Origin of the sequence: Streptomyces sp. HP-A2021, from assembly GCF_022807935.1 — a bacterium.
In the GTDB taxonomy this organism is placed as follows: Bacteria; Actinomycetota; Actinomycetes; order Streptomycetales; family Streptomycetaceae; genus Streptomyces; species Streptomyces afghaniensis.
The window spans coordinates 8760901-8777929 of record NZ_CP094344.1; the positions used below are offsets into that span (position 1 = coordinate 8760901).

A 17029-nucleotide genomic window follows, 5' to 3' on the forward strand; every position below is an offset into this window, starting at 1 on the left:
TCCTCAGCTCAACCCGGGCAGATCAGCACCCGGTCCGACACGTTCATCGACGTCGTCCGCGAACAGGCCTGACTTCGGCCCGGCCGATGAGCCGGCCCGGCGGGCCGGGTCGTAGGCACGCAGGAAACCGCACATGCCCAGCGTCTGCACGGAAGGGCGGGCGATACGCGAGACCTCCGCGCTGAACAGGTGGTCGAAGCGGCACTGCCGCAGTGCGTCGATCTGCTGGAGTGCGGTGTGCGCGGCGGCCAGCGCACCGTCGCTGACCGTCTTCTGCCAGGCCTCCAGGCGGGGCTGGACGAGGCGTACCGCTGCCGCGCAGAAGTCCTCGTACGCCGAGCGGTTTCCTCGCCGCCACTGCCGCTTCAGTTCGGTGAAGCCTGCGACGGCCAGATCCCTGCGAGCCTGAGCGCGCTCGTGGCTGGGGTTGCCGTCGGTGTCGACGAGTGAGGCCGCGTCCGGGTAGGTCTCGGGGGACAGGTACTCGGGCGGGAACGTCATGACCGCGTCGCCCGCCTCGGGCAGACCACTGTTCTGCATGACGACGATCACGCGCAGGTCCTCGTCGTTGATGGCTCGGTGGATCGTGCCGGGGGTGAACCAGACGACGTCTCCGGGACGCAACTCGGTCGTCGTGTGGCCCTTGTAGTTGAGGGTCTCCAGTCGGCCGCGGCCGCTGACGACGACGTAGCACTCCGCGCAGGTGAGGTGCATGTGCGGCGAGCCGCCGTGTTCGCCGTCCGCTGTGGGCCAGGGGTACACCTGGAGCCGGCTGAGCCCCACGGCTCCGGGGAAGTCGGGGAGGGGGGTCACAGCGCGAACCTCCGCGCGATCGGTTCGAGTTCGTGGCGGCCCACCATGCGGTCGAGGAACACGAAGCGGTGGGTCAGGTGCAGGGTCTTGCCGGGTTCCAGCTTGATCTCCGTGTCGAAGGCGGGCGAGGGGTTGAGGCAGGCGAAGGCGCTGCTGCGGGCGAACCACGTCAGCGGGGTGGACGCGCTGGTGGTGCCGGCGTAGGCGAGGACCGTGGCGCCGCCGTCGAGTTCGTCGTGCTCGCCGCTGATGGCCGCCCAGGCGCCCCGGGTGCCCATGACGGCGTCGCCTTCGTGGCCCCCGTCGGCGATGATGTCCGCGCCGGTCCAGGCCCGCGGCCCGCGCCAGAAGAGTCCCGTGTAGCCGGCGCCCGGGCGGCCGTGCGTGGTGGGGCTGCCCATCTCCAGCGGTTCGCGGTGGACGTTGGTCAGGGCGGTGGTGAAGTCCAGCGCCCAGACTCCGTCGGCGGTGTCGGCGCTGTGGAAGCGGAGGGTGCGCGTCTCGTCGATCCACACCTCGTCGCTGGAGGAGACCCAGTCCAGGCTCTGGACGACGGACACTCCACCGCCGACGGGGTCCTGCGGCTCGAAGGCGCGGTGCACCTGTCGACCGTGGTTCTCACGCCAGACGTAGCCATGGCCGGGCGCGCCCTGTTCGAAGGTCGGACCGCCCCAGAAGTTGTCGCCGGACAGATGCGACCAGGTCATCTGCAGACCCTTGTGCCAGCGGTGGTCCCAGGGCCGGTACACGCCCACGGGTGCGCCGGAGAGGGTTCTCAGCGGATAGAGGTAGGGCTTGGGGGACTCTTCGAGGGGGGTGTCCGGCCGATAGACGTACGTGGCGAGTTCCGTGCCCGCGGCCGAGACCACGAACTGGCTTCCGGCGGCGTCGTGGTCGATGTGGATGTGAGTGTCAGACACCGGTCTTCTCCTTGGCGGCGTTGTCCCGGGCGGTGTGGGGGCGACCGCTCATGGAGTGGTAGATGGGGCTGGCCGGGGTGATCATGTCCGGGGTGACGGGGCGTCCGGTCCGCGCCGACTCGTACAGGGCGGCGATGAAGGCCAGGGCGCGGCGGCCGTCGTCGCCGCTGGCCTCGGGGCGTTCCCCCGCGCGCAGCGACCGCAGCAGCACGCGCAGTTGCGCGGCGTGCGAACTGGCTTCGTCGTCGAGCGGCGCTCCGAGCTCCACGGCCGTGGCGCCGACCCGGTGGGGCGCGGGGGTCCACGTCCAGTGGGAGTTGTCGTAGCCGTACAGGTGGGACAACTCGACCGTGGCCTCGGGGAAGTCGAGGCGCAGGTAGCTGGTCTCGCGGGGGGAGAGGAGGCTGTTGACCACGGACACCATGGCACCACTGGCGAAGCGGACCATGGCCATGGAGACGTCCTCGGTCTCCACGTCGCGGGCCAACGTGCCCATGGCGGCGCGGACTTCGGTCCATTCGCCCATCAGGGACAGCATGAGGTCCATCTGGTGGATGCCGTGGCCCATGGTGGGGCCACCGCCCTCGGTCTCCCACTTGCCGCGCCAGGGGACCTCGAAGTAGGCGTCGTCCCGGTACCACAGGGTGTGGCAGACGCCGACCAGGGGAGTGCCGAGGCTGCCGGTGCGGATGTGTTCCCGCAGGGCCCGGGCGGCGGACCCGAACCGGTGCTGGAAGACGTAGGAGACATACGGGCCGCCCTCGCGCTCGTGGGCGGCGACGGCGTCGTACTCGGCCACCGAGAGGGTGGGAGGCTTCTCGCACCACACCGACGCGCCGGCGTCCAGACAGGCGGTGATGGCCTCGCCGTGGGCGATCGGGGGCGTGCAGACGATGACCAGGTCCGGGTGTTGCTCCCGCAGCATGTGGTCGAGGCTGTCGTAGGCGGCGGGAATGCCCCAGCGGGCGGCGAAGGCCTCGGCGCGCCGCAGGTCGACGTCGACGACGGCGGTGACGGCCGCCTCGCCGCTCTGGGCCTGGACGGCGGGCATGTGGCAACCGTCGGCGATGTTTCCGGCGCCGACGATCGCCACCTGCGCGGGCTGGCTGTACTCAGTCATGTGGCTCTCTCGTGGAAGCTCGGGCGGTGCCTGGGCGCGGCACAGGGGGCGTCACACCGCTTACGGAGAAGGTGAATTCGACCTGCTCAGCCCAGGACGTGCACGCATGGCCGTGCCGTCGAGGGGAACGGCTCTGTCGGACGAACTCGGCTCGCGCCGATGTGAACGGCGGCAGCATGAACGTAGTGAACGGTCACCTTTGTGGTCAAGAGTTTCTCAGTGATCGTTCACTTTTCGCGTTGACGTCCCTGCGGGAACGTTGTCGGGCTCAGCCGGGGGCCGGGCCGCTCGACCCACGCGGCACGAGGTGGAACAGATCCTCGACCTCGGACTCCGGCGCGGGCTCGCCGCGCAGAAGCGCGAGCAGCGACAGCATCGAACGGCGGCCTACTTCTTCCTTGTTGATGTGCACCGTCGAGATGCTCGGCGAGAAGTACCGAGTGAACTCCTCGTCGTCCCAGCCGAAGACACTCATCTCCTCGGGCACCCGCACACCGCGGTCCTGGAAGCCGCGGAGTACGCCCAGGGCGACGTAGTCGTTGGCGGCCAGTACGGCCGTGACGCCGGAGTCGGCCGGCAGGTCCCGCGCGGCCTCGTAGCCGGAGCGCACGGACCAGTCCCCGTCGACGACGCCGTAGGACGTGAGGCCCAGTCGCTCGACCGCCTCCACGTAGACCGCCCGCCGGTTGCGTGCCGAGGCCCAGTCCTGTGAGCCGGCGACGTGGAGGAACCGGCGGTGTCCCTGGTCCGCGAGGTGACGCAGGATCTCCTCGGCGGGCCGTCCGTCGGCCAGCCGTCCCCGGGACTGGAGGTTGTCGTCGTACTCGCCCAGCACCACCACGGGCCGCTGCCCGGTGCCCTGGCCGCCGGCGAGGTCCCCGAGCGGCACCAGGGACAGCACCCCGCCCGCCTGCCGGGTCTCCAGCAGGGACAGCACGCTGCGGGCGCGCCGCGACTCGCCGCCCTCCAGCCCGACGACGTCGGTCATGTACCCGGCCTCGTGCGCCGCGGTCGAGGCACCTCTCAGCAGAGGAATCGGAACAAAGCCGCTCAACTCGGGCAGTACGATGGTGATCCGGTGGGACCGCTGTGTGCGCATCGACCGCGCCATGAGGTTGGGCCGGTAGTCCAGCTCGGCGACGGCGCGCTCGATCCTCGCTCGCGTCGCCGGCTTCATGCCGCTGTCGTTCTTCAGGAACCGGGACACGGTCTGGTGCGACACGCCGGCCCGCTCGGCGACCTCCCATATGGTCGGCCGCTTCCTCTCCGGGGTGGAGGCCGCCCCCGGGCCGGCGACTTTCTCGGTGGACCGACCGGCCTTCCGCGCCCGCAGAGGGCGCCCCGCCTGCTCGCACAGGAACTCCAGCAGCTCCGCGCCGGATGCCTCCGCGGGCAGTCCGTAGGCACCGGCGAAGCCCGCGACCCGTGGCGCGAGGTCGTCGACGCGCACCAGGTCACGGTCGGCGGCTTCGGCGACGAACGCGCCCGCGCGGGCCGCGTCGGCACGGGCTTCCAGCAGGTCGACGACGGTACGCGGCACGGTGGTGACGGGCAGCCCGTCGACGACGGTGATGTCCTCGGCGTCCATGGCGGCGCGGTGCAGCACGACGGTCTCGTCACGCGTGGTACGGCGTGACGAGACCGTCAGTTCCACAGGGTCGTGAGGCCGGCCGCCCAGGCCGTGCACCGCACACGCGGAGGTGTGGGAGACGACGCCCGACCTGGGGCCGTCGGTACGGCGGTCCCGCACCGGGGTCCCGGGATCCAGCCGCAGCCACGCGACCTTGATCCTGAGGTGCTCCGGCGGGGGAGAGGCGGCCAGGCGGTACACCCCGTGGCCGACACTCTCCAGCGCCCCGGACCGCTCCAGCCGCAGGAGCTGGACGCCCTGCACACCGTCCAGCTTGGCCTGTGCGGTGGTCACCAGACCCCACTGGCCGGCGGCCCTGGCGTCCAGAGCCCGCAACACGTCGGCCTGAGTCATACAGCAATCATTACACGACCACCCTGCGCCGCCCCTTCCCTCCGCGTGGACCGCCTTTCCGGCCTTGCGGGAGAAGGGACGGCGGGGGCGGCTACTTCGGCTGGAATTCCCAGACCGTGCTCGCGTCCTGCGTCCCCGTGTTCCACTTCGCCTCACCCGCGGAGTTCCCGTACAGGTAGGCCCTTCCCGTGTGGGTGTTCCTGACGCGGAGCCCGCCTGCCGCGACCCCTTCCAGGTCCCAGAGCGAGGTGTCCGAAACCGTGCCGGTGTTCCATACGACGTCGTTGTCGGCGGCGCCGGTCTCCAGATAGAAGCGTCCCGTTCGCGCGTTCTTGATGGTCCAGGCTCCGGACGAGTCCTTGGCGACGATCCAGTCCTGGTCGTCGTAGGTGGTCGCGGCCGAGAGGATGACGACACCGTTCGCATCGGTGTCGAGGTACTTGCCCGAGGACGTGTTCCTCAGCTTGTACCGCGCTCCGCTGACGAGGTAGGAGACCCGCACGCACTCGCCGCCCGCCAGGGCGACGACGGTGTCCCCGGACGCGGAGCTGTACGCCTTGGTGCCGGACTTCACCCAGTTGTCGTTCGCGTCGTACTGGCCGGTTTCGACGGACCGTACGACGCCGATGGTGCCCGGCAGCGTGAACGTGGCCTGGGTCGTGGTGGTGAAAGCGAACTCGGCCGCACCGCGCCTGACGCCGAATGCCTGCGCACCGCTCGATGTCGTGAACGTGATGTCGACGCCGCCCACGGGCTTGGTGGTGGTGGTGCCGGCGGTCGCGCTCCGGTTGAAGGTCTGCAGGTTGGTTCCGCCGCGTTCCACCGGAAGCTTGCTGGCCAGGTCCCGATGGATCTTGTTCAGCACGTGGTTGAGCCGGGCGACCTTGTCCGAGACGGCCTTGCGGCTGACGACCTTGGTGGTGGGGTTGAAGTCGTACAGGCCGAAGTTGCTGCTGCCCGTGCTGGAGTCCGGGTCCAGGGAGGCGTACAGGTTGAAGGCGGTGTTGCCGGCGATGCCGTTGAACTTCTCGACGTCCGCTGCCGGGGTTCCTCCGAAGTTCTCCATGATCATGGGGAAGTTCTTGCCCTGGGCCCAGACCGCGTCCCTGCCGTAGTTGTAGAGCGTGTCGAGGCCCGTGGTGTACGGGTCCTTCCCGAAGAAGTCGATGGTCGACGTCCCTTGGGCCCTGAGGGCCTCGTTCTCGGCGACCGGCACCGTGTCCCCGCTGCCGGCGATGTTGGTCCGGGTGTACACCGAGTAATCCGACTGCTTGATCACCTGTCCCAGCTGGGTCAGGTAGTTCAGCAGCACGTCCTTGCGGAACTTCGTCGCATCGGTGTACCCGCCGCTGTTCCAGCGGTCGGTGCTGTAGGTGCTGTAGCTCCGGTCGATGGACGAGCCGCCCTGCTGCTTCGACACGTTCGGTTCGTTCAGCACCTGGATGCCGACGACGGTGTGAGCGGTGTCGGCGGACGCGAGGTGGGTCATGAGCCGGCCGAGTACGAACTTCTCCCTGGCGAGCAGGTTCGGATCGGTCTTGTCCAGGAGAGGGTTGCCGTTCAGGGTCAGCTTGGTGCCGTCGGACCTCACCACGCACTGGTAGTCGTTCATCACGTAGGCCGGCATCCGGGCTGCAAGGGAGGAACCGGTCGATTCGTGGCCGAACCACAGGAGTTCCAGCTTGAGGCCGTACTCCCCGCACCAGGCCAGGTACCGGTCGATGTCGGTGAAGTCGAAAACGTCCTTCGAGGTCTCCACCTTCGACCACCAGATCGGGATGTTCACCACGGTGAACCCGTCGTCGCGGATCATCCCGAGCACCGGCTTCAACTGGGCGTCCGTCCAGCCGAACGTGTACTTGTGCTTCTCGTACCGGAACTGGACGCCACTGTGGAAGAAGGGCTTCCCGTCGACCATCAGGGTGATCTTGTCGTACGTGGACCTCGATGTGTCGACGTGGGACACCACGCCGCCGGCCGCGGCGGCCCGCGGGAGGCCGCCGACGAGGTTCAGCGCCATGCCCCCGAGGGCTGCCGCCCCGCTCGTGGCGAGGAATCTGCGGCGCGACCAAGGGCCGGTGTTCGACTTCATTGCACTACCTCCGTGTCAGGTGAACTTCCGCCGGATAGTGAACGATCACGATCGAGGGTTCGACGGTGCCCCTCAGGAACCTTCGAGGCGGGGGTGTCGGGCGCAGCGCGATCGAGCCGACAGGCGATGGCGGAGCCCTGGCGATCAGATGGTGACCGAAACCAACGATGGCGCACATGAGACTGGCTGAAACACTTGCGTGTCAATGGTGTGAACGGGGAGAGTTTCGCCGCAGTCCGGAGTGGGGCGACTCCGGACGTGTCGGTGGGTCCCCGCGTAGTGAACGATCACCCGCAGACATCTTGACCGCTCAGGTGAACGATCACTAAGTTGCCCCTGCTGTTGTCGGACACCTCGTCCTTCCCGGTACTTCGTGGCTTTTCTGTGCGGCTCTCGGGCCGAGCCGCGGCCGGGCCCTCTTCCTCCCCGCCGGGCACCGGTCGGCATCACCAGAGATCAAGGGAGATCACGTGTATACGGTCATGCGCAGAACGGGCCGTCGGCCCCGAAGATGGGCCGGCTCCCTGGCCGCCGGCATCCTGCTCCTCGCACCCTTCCTCGCGACTCCGGCAGCCTCCGCCGCCGAAACCCCGGGCGCGACGTTGATCAACGAGACGTTCGACGCTCAGACGTCCCCCGCGAACTTCGGTTTCCCGGTCGGGGCCGCCATAGGCAACGGCGTACTGGAGGTCACGAAGGGCATGGGCAACTACACGACGTCCGTGCGGCCGTTCGCGTCGTCGATCACCCAGGAGAAGACGCTCGACCTGCGGTTCGACTGGAAGACGGCCATCACCAGCACCGGCATGAAGACCGGGCTGGAACTGCGCGACAGCGCCGGACGCCTCGTCTTCGGCCTGGCCGCGACCGGCGCGGAGTTCCGCCACGCCGCGACCGGACCCGACTCGGACTCCGCCTCCGCCCCGGACTCGCTCAATCCCACCTGGACCAAGATCGGCTTCGACCGGGCCAAGTGGTACACGGTCGATCTGCACATGGACTTCACCCTCGGCAAGGTCCAGTACACGGTCACCAGCAAGGAAGCCGCGCCGACGGTGCTGGTCTCCACCACGAAGAGCATCACGGGACAGAACCTGGCGAAGCTCGTCGCCTGCAACTACTACGGCACCGGCGTGCAGTCCATCGACAACGTCCGCCTGACCCGCCCCGCGAACCCCGCCTACGGCTCCCTCGCCGGCTCGTCCGTCTACGCCTTCGGTGACAGCATCGTCTACGGGCACCAGTACGCGCGCAGCTTCGTGAACTTCGTCGCCGAACGCGAGGGCATGACGCTGACGAAGTACGCCCGCAACGGCGCGACCGTGGGACCGGCGCCCACCGCCATCGGTGGACAGATCCTGAACCAGGTGAAGTCGGCGAGCTCGCAGGCGCCCGACTTCGTCGTCTTCGACGGCGGCACGAACGACGCGATGGAGATCCACGACTCGCACACCTACGAGGTCGGCACCGTCAGCGGCTCCCAGGACCCCGCCACCCTCGACCCCGGCACCTACGCCGGGGCACTCGAAACCACCATCCACACGATGCGGCAGAAGTGGCCGACCGCCCAGCTGGTCTACGTGGCCGCCCACAAGATGGGCTCGCGCGACTGGGACACCCAGCTCGCCCTGCGCCAGGTGCAGTTGCAGGCCGCCCAGAAGTGGGGCGTGGCGGTGGCCGACGTCTTCGGGGACGCGACGCTGGACACGCGCGTCGACGCCCAGCGGGTGGCGTACACCTTCGACGGACTCGTGGGCGGTTACCCGGGCAGCGGCGGCAGCGGCACGCATCCGAACATCGCCGGGATCACCGACTTCTACGTCCCCGTGCTCTCGTCGGAACTGTCCCGGCTGGCCGACACGACGACGATCGAGGCGCGGCACTCGGGCAAGTGCGCCGAGGCGGCCGGCTCCTCGACCGCTGCCGGGGCCGCGATCGAGCAGGCCGGCTGCTCGGGCGGCGACGACCAGCGGTGGCAGTTGCACGAAGTCGGCGGGGGCTACTACCAGATCCTCTCCCGCCACTCGGGACTGTGCCTCGACGTGGCCGGCTCCTCCACGGCGAACTCGGCCGCGATCGTCCAGCAGACCTGCGACGGCCGCACCAGCCAGCAGTGGCGGCTGAGCGACACCGGCACCGGCTACGTCGAGATCATCGCCCGCCACTCCGGCAAGTGCCTCGACGTGGACCGGGCCCTCACGACGGACGGGGCCCGGTTGCTGCAGTACACCTGCTGGAACGACGAGCAGCACACGAACCAGCACTGGAGTGTGCAGGTCTGACATGAGGAACACGTACCCGGTGACGGCGGACCCGGCGGCCCGCCGCACGGCCCGGACAGGGCCCATGCGGCCGGCCGGGCCGGACGATCCGCAGGGCAGCCGGGCTCGCCCGGCCGATGCGGTCGGCTCCGGAGAGAGAGCAAGAGCCAAGGGCCCGGCCTGCTTTGGCATACCGGGCAGTACAGTACCGATGGGCGCGCGGGGCATGGAGATGCGGCGGGGGGCGGCACGGTGGACGCGGACACGGGACCGGAGAGAGCGGAGCGGGACGTGAAACGCCCGAACCCGCCGTCCAGAAAGCGTCCCACCATCCTCGACGTCGCGGCGCACGCGGGGGTGTCGCATCAGACCGTCTCGCGCTTTCTGCGGGGCAACGGAGGCATGAAGCCGCAGACGGTGGCCCGCATCGAGCAGGCCGTGGCCGAGCTGGACTACCGGCCCAACCTGGTGGCGCGGTCGATGCGCACCCGCAAGTCGAACCGTGTCACCGTGGTCCTGCCGGCCATGACGACCTTCGTGCCCTCGCAGATCCTGCGGGGAGCGTCCGCCGAGGCACAGGCGGCCGGTTACCTGCTGGACATCGTCGGCCTGGAAGGCGACGAACGGGTCAGAGGCGACCGCGTCCGCGCCCTGCTCGACTCCGGTCAGGCAGACGGAGTGCTGACCTTCACCCCCATCGGCGACCTGGAGAAGCTGGGGCTGGACCATACGCCGACCGTCGTCATAGGCGAGTACGACGACCAGATGCGGTCCCACGGAATCACGGCTGACGGCGAGCCGGCCGCCATGATCATCGATCACCTCGTCTCCTTGGGCCACCGGCGTTTCGTCCATGTCGCCGGCAGCACGGACTGGATGTCGGCACGCAAGCGACGCGAGGTCTACCTGCGGACGGTCGCCGATCGGGGCCTGGAGAACTACGCCGTCATCGACGGTGACTGGTCCGTGCGGTCCGGGTACGACGCGGCCCGGGGCCTGTCGGCGGACTCCGGTGTCACCGCGGTCCTCGCCGCCAACGACGACGTCGCCATGGGCGTCATCCGAGGCTTCCAGGACCGCGGGTGGCGGGTCCCGGAGGACGTGAGTGTCTTCGGCTGGGACAACCAGGAGTTCACCGCGTACTTCAACCCGTCCATCTCCACCGTGGATCTCGACCGCGAGGCCATGGGCCGGCGGGCCATGCAGGCCCTGCTCGCCCGCATCCGCGAGGAGACCGAGCCGGAACTGCATCTGGACCTCGACTGCCGTCTCGTGCTGCGCGAGTCGTCCGGACCGGCGAGGACGAACCACACCCTTTAGCCCGTCGGCCCCACCAACAAGCCGTCGTGCCACGGGGATTCGGGCGGACGGGAGCCCTCGAACACCCCGTCCGCACCGGGCGGAACGCGCTGACCCGGCCTGTTCCCGCGCGGTCCGTTCCGCTTCCGTACCGACCCGGAACCGGTGAAGTCTCACTAAGTGCCCAAGTGTTACGTACAGAACCCTTGACCGAGATGTAGCCGATTACTACGCTCCCCGTGTGAACGTTCACTATTGCTGACGCACACAGCCCTCAGCTCGGTGCGATGCTCGCGGTCAATCCCGCGGATCAGCTCGGCACACCGACCCAAGGTTCCAGCGTACGTTCACGGCAACCCCTTCCAGAGCCGCTGCAGCCCACCCGGATCTCGACGAGCCGGGCCGGCTGTCGGCAAGCGGATCGCAGGTAACTTTCGCGGCCCGCAAAGCAGCCGAGTTGTGCAGTCCGCCGCCACGGCGAGAGGGCCGGCGTCGCACGCCGGCTTCTTGAGACGAAGTTCCCCCGGTCTGGGCGCACCGCCCAGCGATGTCAGCAGAGGAGCCCCAACATGAACCACTCGTCCCGTCTGAGCAGACGCTCTCCACTCCGTGCGGTCGGGCTGACCTGTTCGGTCTTCGCCCTCGTCCTGACCGCGGGCTGCGCCGGAGACTCCTCCGGGAGCAGCGGCGGCAAGACCGTCATCCGGTTCAACTGGTGGGGCTCGGACTCCCGGCACGAGATGACCAAGCAGATGATCGCGATGTTCGAGAAGGAGCACCCGAACATCGACGTCCAGCCCGAGTACTCCAACTGGGACGACTACTGGAAGAAGCTGTCGACCAGCGCGGCCGCCAATGACATGCCCGACGTCCTGCAGATCACCGACCCGTTCATGTACTCCTACATCGACAACGGGCAGCTGATGGACCTGAAGAAGGTCAAGGACGTGCTCCACATCGACAAGCTGCCCGCGAACTCGATGGCGATGACGACCGTGAAGGACGGCCTCTACGGCGTTCCGGCCGGAGACAGTGCGTTCGGCATCGCCGCGGACCCGGCGGCGTTCAAGAAGGCCGGTGTGCCCATGCCGGACGACACCACGTGGTCGTGGGACGACTACGTGAAGGTCTCCAAGGCCATCTCCAAGACCAAGGGCCTGGTCGGCACCGTGATGCCGCTCTACCCCAACGACCTGGGCCCGTGGCTGCGACAGCACGGCGAGGACTACTGGACCGAGGACGGCAGCCAGATCGGTTTCACCGAGGGCACCATGGCCGCCTACTGGGAATGGGTCGTCAAGCTGCGTGACAGCGGCGGCACCACCAGTGCCGACGCGGCGGTCGAGGCGCTGTCGTCAGGAGCCGGTGTCGAGCAGAGCCTGGTCGCCCAGCACAAGGCGGCCATGACCGACGTGTCCGTGACCCAGCTCGGTGCGCTCGAAAGCGCCAGCGGACGCGAGGCCAAGCTGCTCCTCTTCCCCGGCGAGAAGGGGGCTTCCCAGGTCGGCGCCTACACCAAGCCCGGCATCTTCTTCGGCGCCTCCGCGCGGACCGAGCACCCGAAGGAGGCCGCGGAGCTGCTCGACTTCCTGGTCAACTCGCCCGAGGCGGCCAAGATCCAGAAGTTCGACCGCGGCGTTCCCAACAACCCCGACGTGCTCAAGGCGATCACGCCGGAGCTGTCCCCCACGGAGAAGCGGATCGCGGACTACCTGGGCCGTGTCAACGCCCTGAAGCCGACCGCTCTGCACATCCCCAACGCGAAGGCCGGCCCCGCTGTCCCCGAGATCTTCCAGCGCCTCAACGAGGACGTTCTGTTCGACCGTCTGTCGCCGAAGGCGGCGGCCGAGAAGTTCATCTCCGAGATCAAGTCCCAGCTCTGAGCAGCCCTTCGTAGGAACACTCCTGAAAGGAGTCCCCGCTGTGTCCGATCCGCGCATGAGCGCCTTTCACCGTCGACTGCCGGGAGTCGTCTACGGCGGGGACTACAACCCGGAGCAGTGGCCGAGGGAGGTGTGGCAGGAGGACGTCCGGCTCATGCGAGCCGCAGGAGTGCGGCTCGTGAGCCTGGGCATCTTCTCCTGGTCCGTGCTGGAGCCGGCCGACGGCCGGTTCGACTTCTCGTGGCTCGACGAGATCATGGACCTGCTGTGGGCGAACGGCATCCACGTCAACCTCGCGACCCCGAACGCCGCACCGCCGCCGTGGCTCGCCACGGACTTCCCCGAGATCCTGTCGGTCGACCGGCAGGGAGTGCGGCACGGCATCGGGAGCCGGGGGCACTTCTGCCCGTCCTCCCCGGTCTACCGGGACCGCAGCCGGCGCATCGCCACCGAGCTGGCCGAGCGGTACGGGAAGCATCCTGGTCTGGCCATGTGGCACATCGGCAACGAGTACCACTCCGACTGCTTCTGCGACCGGTGCGACGACCGCTTCCGCGCGTGGCTGCGGCAGCGGCACGGCACGCTGGACGAACTCAATCGCCGGTGGGGCACGGCATTCTGGAGCCAGCGCTACAGCGACTGGTCCCAGGTGCACCTGCCCCAGCCCGTGCGCGGCTGGGTCAACCCCTCCCGTGAGCTGGACTTCTCGCGCTTCACCTCCGACAACCTGCTGGAACTCGTCACGCAGGAGCGTGACCTGCTCCAAGTGATCACCCCCGACGTGCCGGTGACCACCAACTTCTTCGGCTGCCGGCTGACCGACAGCCACCGGTGGGCGAAGGAACTCGACGTCGTCGCCTTCGACTGCTACCCCGACCCGGGAAAGCCCCACTCGCTGGCCGTCGCCGCCTTCCAGTACGACCTGATGCGCTCGCTCGGCAACGGCCGGCCCTGGATGCTGATGGAACAGGCGGCCGGCCCGGTGAGCCAGTGGAAGACCAACCAGGTCAAACAGCCCGGCCGGATGCGCCTGGGCTCCTACCAGGCCGTCGCGCACGGCTCCGACGCGGTGATGTTCTTCCAGTGGAGGGCCTCACCCCAGGGCCAGGAGAAGTTTCATTCGGCGATGCTCCCGCACGGAGGTGAGAAGACCCGGACCTGGCAGGAGGTCAAGGCGCTCGGCAACGAGCTGCGGGCCATCGACGAGGTCGCCACGGCACGGACCCGCGCGCAGGTCGCGATCGTGTGGGACTGGCAGAACTGGTGGGCCGTGGAAGGCTGCGCCCACCCGGACAACACCTTCGACTACCGCGACACCGTGGCCCGGCACCACCGAGCCCTGTGGAACAGCCACGTCGCCGTCGACGTCGTCACCCTCGACGACGACCTGTCGCCCTACCGTGTCCTGGTCGTCCCCAACCAGTATCTGATGACACGCCAACACAGCGCTGCGGTACGGCAGTTCGTGGAGGACGGCGGCCATCTCGTCGTCTCGTACTTCTCCGGGATCGTCGACGAGGACGACCGGATCGTCGAAGGCGGATACCCGGGCGCCCTGCGCGAGATCATCGGAGCGCACATCCAGGAGTTCTCTCCGTTGCCCGCCCAGGCCGCGGTGCCGGTCCAGGCGGCAGCCGAGAAGACCGCGCTGAACGGATTCTTCGCAACCGCCTCGGTGTGGCAGGACGACCTGGTAGCGGAAACCGCCCGACCGCTCGCCGTCTACCGCAAGGGCCATCTCTCCGGCAAGGCGGCGGTGACCGAGCACGAACTCGGCCGGGGCCGTGCCGTGTACATCGGCACACGTCTGGACGACGACGCCCTCGAGGCGCTGGTGCAGCACGTCCTGGACCTGGCCGGGGTGCGACCGGCGCACGCCGCACCGCGGGGCGTAGAGGTCACCGAGCGACGGAGTCGGACGAGCGCGTACCTGTTCCTGCTGAACCACCGGCAGGACAAGGCGACGGTCACCCTCGACCGCTCCGGCACCGACCTGATCACCGGACGCCGCGTCGAGGCCGGGGAGACCCTCGTCCTCGACGCGGCGGACGTCGCCGTCGTGCGCAGTCCCCTGGCCGGGGCACAGCACACCGAACCGTCACCCAGCGGCTCCTGAACCCCGCACCCGATCCAAGAACCCGAGGACGATGACTGTGCTTCGCAGACCCCTGAGCCGGGCGGCCAGGAAAGAAGAACGGACCGCATGGGTCTTCCTGCTGCCGTGGTTCGTCGGCATGGCCGGCGTCACGCTCGGTCCGATGATCGCCTCGCTGTACTTCTCGATGACGGACTACAACCTGCTGAGCTCTCCGCAGTGGGTGGGCTTCGAGAACTACAGCAAGATGCTCGACGACCCCCGATTGCGTCAGTCCCTGAGCGTGACCTTCGTCTACGTCGCCCTCAGCGTGCCGTTGCTGCTCGCGGTCGCCCTCGCCCTGGCGATGGTCCTCAACCGGGGCATCAAGGGGCTGGCGTTCTACCGGTCCGTCTACTACTTGCCGTCGCTCCTCGGCGCCTCGGTCGCGGTGGGCATCCTGTGGCGGCAGGTCTTCGGCACCGAGGGCCTGGTGAACAAGTTCCTGGGACTGTTCGGCGTGCAAGGCCCCGGCTGGATCTCCAACCCGGACACCGCGCTGTACAGCCTCGTCGTCCTGCACGTGTGGACCTTCGGCTCCTCCATGGTGATCTTCCTGGCAGGCCTGCGGCAGATCCCCGAGCAGTACTACGAAGCCGCCGCCCTCGACGGCGCCGGCCGCCTGCACCAGTTCCGGCACGTCACCCTGCCGCTGCTCACCCCGATCATCTTCTTCAACCTCGTCCTCCAGGTCATCAGCTCCTTCCAGTCCTTCACCCAGGCCTTCGTCGTCAGCGGGGGAACGGGAGGCCCCTCGGACTCGACCCTCTTCTACTCGCTGTACCTGTACGACGAGGGCTTCGGCCGACTCCACATGGGCTACGCCTCGGCCATGGCATGGCTGCTCGTGGTGATCGTCGGCGCCTTGACCGCAATCAACTTCTATTTCAGCAAGAGATGGGTGTTCTACGGTGACGGTAAGTGAGATGACACCCCTGAAGGCCGCAGCCCCGGCCCCTTCGCCCGCTCCCGCGCCTGCCGCGCACCGACACAGGCGGGCGGCCCGCATCCGCGCCAGGCTCAAGCACGTGGTGCTGATCGTCTTCGGGCTCGTGATGGTCTACCCGCTGTTGTGGATGATCGCCAGCTCGGTCAAACCCGACGCCCTGATCTTCCGTGACCCCTCACTGCTGCCCACGAAGACCGACTTCAGCCACTACGCCGACGGCTGGAACGCCCTCTCCCACCCGTTCGGGCTGTACTTGCTGAACTCGGCGATCGTCGTGCTGGGGGCGCTGCTCGGCAACCTGGTCAGCTGCTCCATGGCGGCCTACGCCTTCGCGCGGCTGAAGTTCCGCGGGAGGGCCTTCTTCTTCGGCATGATGATGCTGACCCTCATGGTGCCGGTCTACGTGCTCATCATCCCGCAGTACGTCATGTTCTCGAAGATCGAGTGGGTCAACACGTTCCTCCCGCTGATCGTTCCCAAGTTCCTGGCCACGGACGCCTTCTTCATCTTCCTGATGGTCCAGTTCTTCCGGGGTCTTCCCACCGAGCTGGACGAGGCGGCCAAGATCGACGGAGCAGGGTACTGGCGCATCTACTTCCGCATCCTGCTGCCCATCTCGTTGCCGGCCCTGGCCACCACCGCCATCTTCACCTTCATCTGGACGTGGAACGACTTCCTGAGCCAGTTGATCTACCTGACCAAACCCGAACTGCAGACTGCGCCCGTGGCCCTGCGCAACTACGTCGACGCCACCAGCGGAGCGTCATGGGGATCGCTGTTCGCGATGTCCGTCATCACGCTGATCCCGGTCTTCATCGTCTTCCTCGTCGGCCAGCGCTATCTCGTCAAGGGAATCGCCACCACGGGAATGAAGTAACCGCCGCCGCAAGGCCAGCAGGGATTCGACAGGCGACCCGACCGTCGACCAGATCGCCGGGGAGGTGGGGCCGAACGCGCTTTCCGGGGCCGCGCTCGCCTGTCTGGACGCGGCCTCGACGGGCTGGGTGGCCTGTGGGGGCACCGATCCCCGGCCGTACTGCTCGACCGGGCGATGGGCACGCTGACGGAACAGCCCCAGGGCAGGCAACGTTCTGTGCGGGGCGTGCGTCGGGCGGCCGTTGCCATGGAGCAACGCCCGCCCCGCCGGCGGTGGTCGCGGCCCCGGCCATGTGGTTCAGGACGCGGTGTCGTGGGCCTCGCCGAGGCCGAGGAGTGCGGTGAAGCGGGCTCCGGCCCGGTCGATCTCACCGAGCTCGCGTCCCGGACCGGTCGCAGAGCGCGCGGCGCGTGGTGGAAGAGCTGCCCGAGGATGTAGGCGTGCTGGGACTGCCGGGCGGTGTGCGGTTTGCGGGGGGCCTCGAAGGCGTCGAGTGCCCGGCGGACAGCGGCGTAGTCGCTCAGGTCCACCTCTGCCAGGCGCGGCCGATGAAGTCGCCGACGAGAGTGGCGCGGGCCCTTGGACCACTGCTTCAGCGGCTTGCGGTCGCGGATCGGTTGTGACCGCGCTTTCGTGATGACTACGGTCAATGCCCTCTCGGGCTGTCCTGCATCGAGCCGACCCCTCACGGAAGCAA

The 17029-nt window shown here is 68.4% G+C and carries 11 protein-coding genes; 6 read left to right on the forward strand and 5 right to left on the reverse strand.

What is annotated here, in order from left to right; all coding sequences use genetic code 11:
* Window positions 1-3 precede the first annotated feature (3 nt).
* From MQE23_RS39515 to MQE23_RS39535, 5 genes are all read right to left on the reverse strand, one after another.
* Complete coding sequence (locus MQE23_RS39515) at window positions 4-813, reverse strand: cupin domain-containing protein (protein WP_243381642.1); 810 nt, start codon at window positions 811-813, stop codon at window positions 4-6.
* Window positions 810-1733 carry a PmoA family protein gene (locus tag MQE23_RS39520; RefSeq protein WP_020274085.1) on the reverse strand — a complete coding sequence of 308 codons (924 nt, stop codon included), beginning with the start codon at window positions 1731-1733 and terminating at the stop codon, window positions 810-812. The genes MQE23_RS39515 and MQE23_RS39520 overlap by 4 nt, the downstream gene beginning before the upstream one ends.
* Window positions 1726-2853, reverse strand: coding sequence for a Gfo/Idh/MocA family oxidoreductase (locus MQE23_RS39525; protein WP_020274084.1), 1128 nt, complete (start codon window positions 2851-2853; stop codon window positions 1726-1728). The genes MQE23_RS39520 and MQE23_RS39525 overlap by 8 nt, the downstream gene beginning before the upstream one ends.
* Before the next feature lie 268 nt (window positions 2854-3121).
* A complete protein-coding gene (locus MQE23_RS39530) occupies window positions 3122-4837 on the reverse strand; it encodes a substrate-binding domain-containing protein (RefSeq protein WP_243381643.1) in 1716 nt (571 codons plus the stop codon).
* Window positions 4838-4928: 91 nt separating this feature from the next.
* Window positions 4929-6929 carry a DUF4978 domain-containing protein gene (locus MQE23_RS39535; RefSeq protein WP_243381644.1) on the reverse strand — a complete coding sequence of 667 codons (2001 nt, stop codon included), beginning with the start codon at window positions 6927-6929 and terminating at the stop codon, window positions 4929-4931.
* 482 nt (window positions 6930-7411) lie between these two features.
* Here MQE23_RS39535 and MQE23_RS39540 point away from each other — a divergent pair, with 482 nt between their 5' ends.
* The 6 genes from MQE23_RS39540 to MQE23_RS39565 all read left to right on the forward strand — a co-directional run bounded on the left by MQE23_RS39540 (window position 7412) and on the right by MQE23_RS39565 (window position 16332).
* Window positions 7412-9211, forward strand: a complete 1800-nt coding sequence (locus MQE23_RS39540) for an RICIN domain-containing protein (protein ID WP_243381645.1) — start codon at window positions 7412-7414, stop codon at window positions 9209-9211.
* 270 nt (window positions 9212-9481) lie between these two features.
* Window positions 9482-10510 (forward strand): LacI family DNA-binding transcriptional regulator, encoded by a 1029-nt coding sequence (locus MQE23_RS39545; RefSeq protein ID WP_279345173.1) that lies wholly within the window; start codon window positions 9482-9484, stop codon window positions 10508-10510.
* A gap of 548 nt (window positions 10511-11058) precedes the next feature.
* A complete protein-coding gene (locus tag MQE23_RS39550) occupies window positions 11059-12372 on the forward strand; it encodes an extracellular solute-binding protein (protein ID WP_243381646.1) in 1314 nt (437 codons plus the stop codon).
* Between the two features lie 55 nt (window positions 12373-12427).
* Window positions 12428-14488: a beta-galactosidase gene (locus MQE23_RS39555; protein ID WP_243381647.1), complete on the forward strand. Its 2061-nt coding sequence runs from the start codon at window positions 12428-12430 to the stop codon at window positions 14486-14488.
* 37 nt (window positions 14489-14525) lie between these two features.
* Window positions 14526-15431: a sugar ABC transporter permease gene (locus MQE23_RS39560; RefSeq protein WP_243381648.1), complete on the forward strand. Its 906-nt coding sequence runs from the start codon at window positions 14526-14528 to the stop codon at window positions 15429-15431.
* A 1-nt stretch (window position 15432) separates the two neighbouring features.
* Window positions 15433-16332, forward strand: a complete 900-nt coding sequence (locus MQE23_RS39565) for a carbohydrate ABC transporter permease (RefSeq protein WP_020274075.1) — start codon at window positions 15433-15435, stop codon at window positions 16330-16332.
* Window positions 16333-17029: the final 697 nt, after the last annotated feature.

Bases quoted from the DNA above. Each gene is read 5' to 3' on its own strand.
- MQE23_RS39530 (WP_243381643.1), bottom strand. From the start codon at position 4,837: ATGACTCAGGCCGACGTGTTGCGGGCTCTGGACGCCAGGGCCGCCGGC.
- MQE23_RS39555 (WP_243381647.1), top strand. From the start codon at position 12,428: ATGAGCGCCTTTCACCGTCGACTGCCGGGAGTCGTCTACGGCGGGGAC.
- MQE23_RS39535 (WP_243381644.1), bottom strand. From the start codon at position 6,929: ATGAAGTCGAACACCGGCCCTTGGTCGCGCCGCAGATTCCTCGCCACG.
- MQE23_RS39565 (WP_020274075.1), top strand. From the start codon at position 15,433: ATGACACCCCTGAAGGCCGCAGCCCCGGCCCCTTCGCCCGCTCCCGCG.
- MQE23_RS39540 (WP_243381645.1), top strand. From the start codon at position 7,412: ATGCGCAGAACGGGCCGTCGGCCCCGAAGATGGGCCGGCTCCCTGGCC.
- MQE23_RS39550 (WP_243381646.1), top strand. From the start codon at position 11,059: ATGAACCACTCGTCCCGTCTGAGCAGACGCTCTCCACTCCGTGCGGTC.
- MQE23_RS39525 (WP_020274084.1), bottom strand. From the start codon at position 2,853: ATGACTGAGTACAGCCAGCCCGCGCAGGTGGCGATCGTCGGCGCCGGA.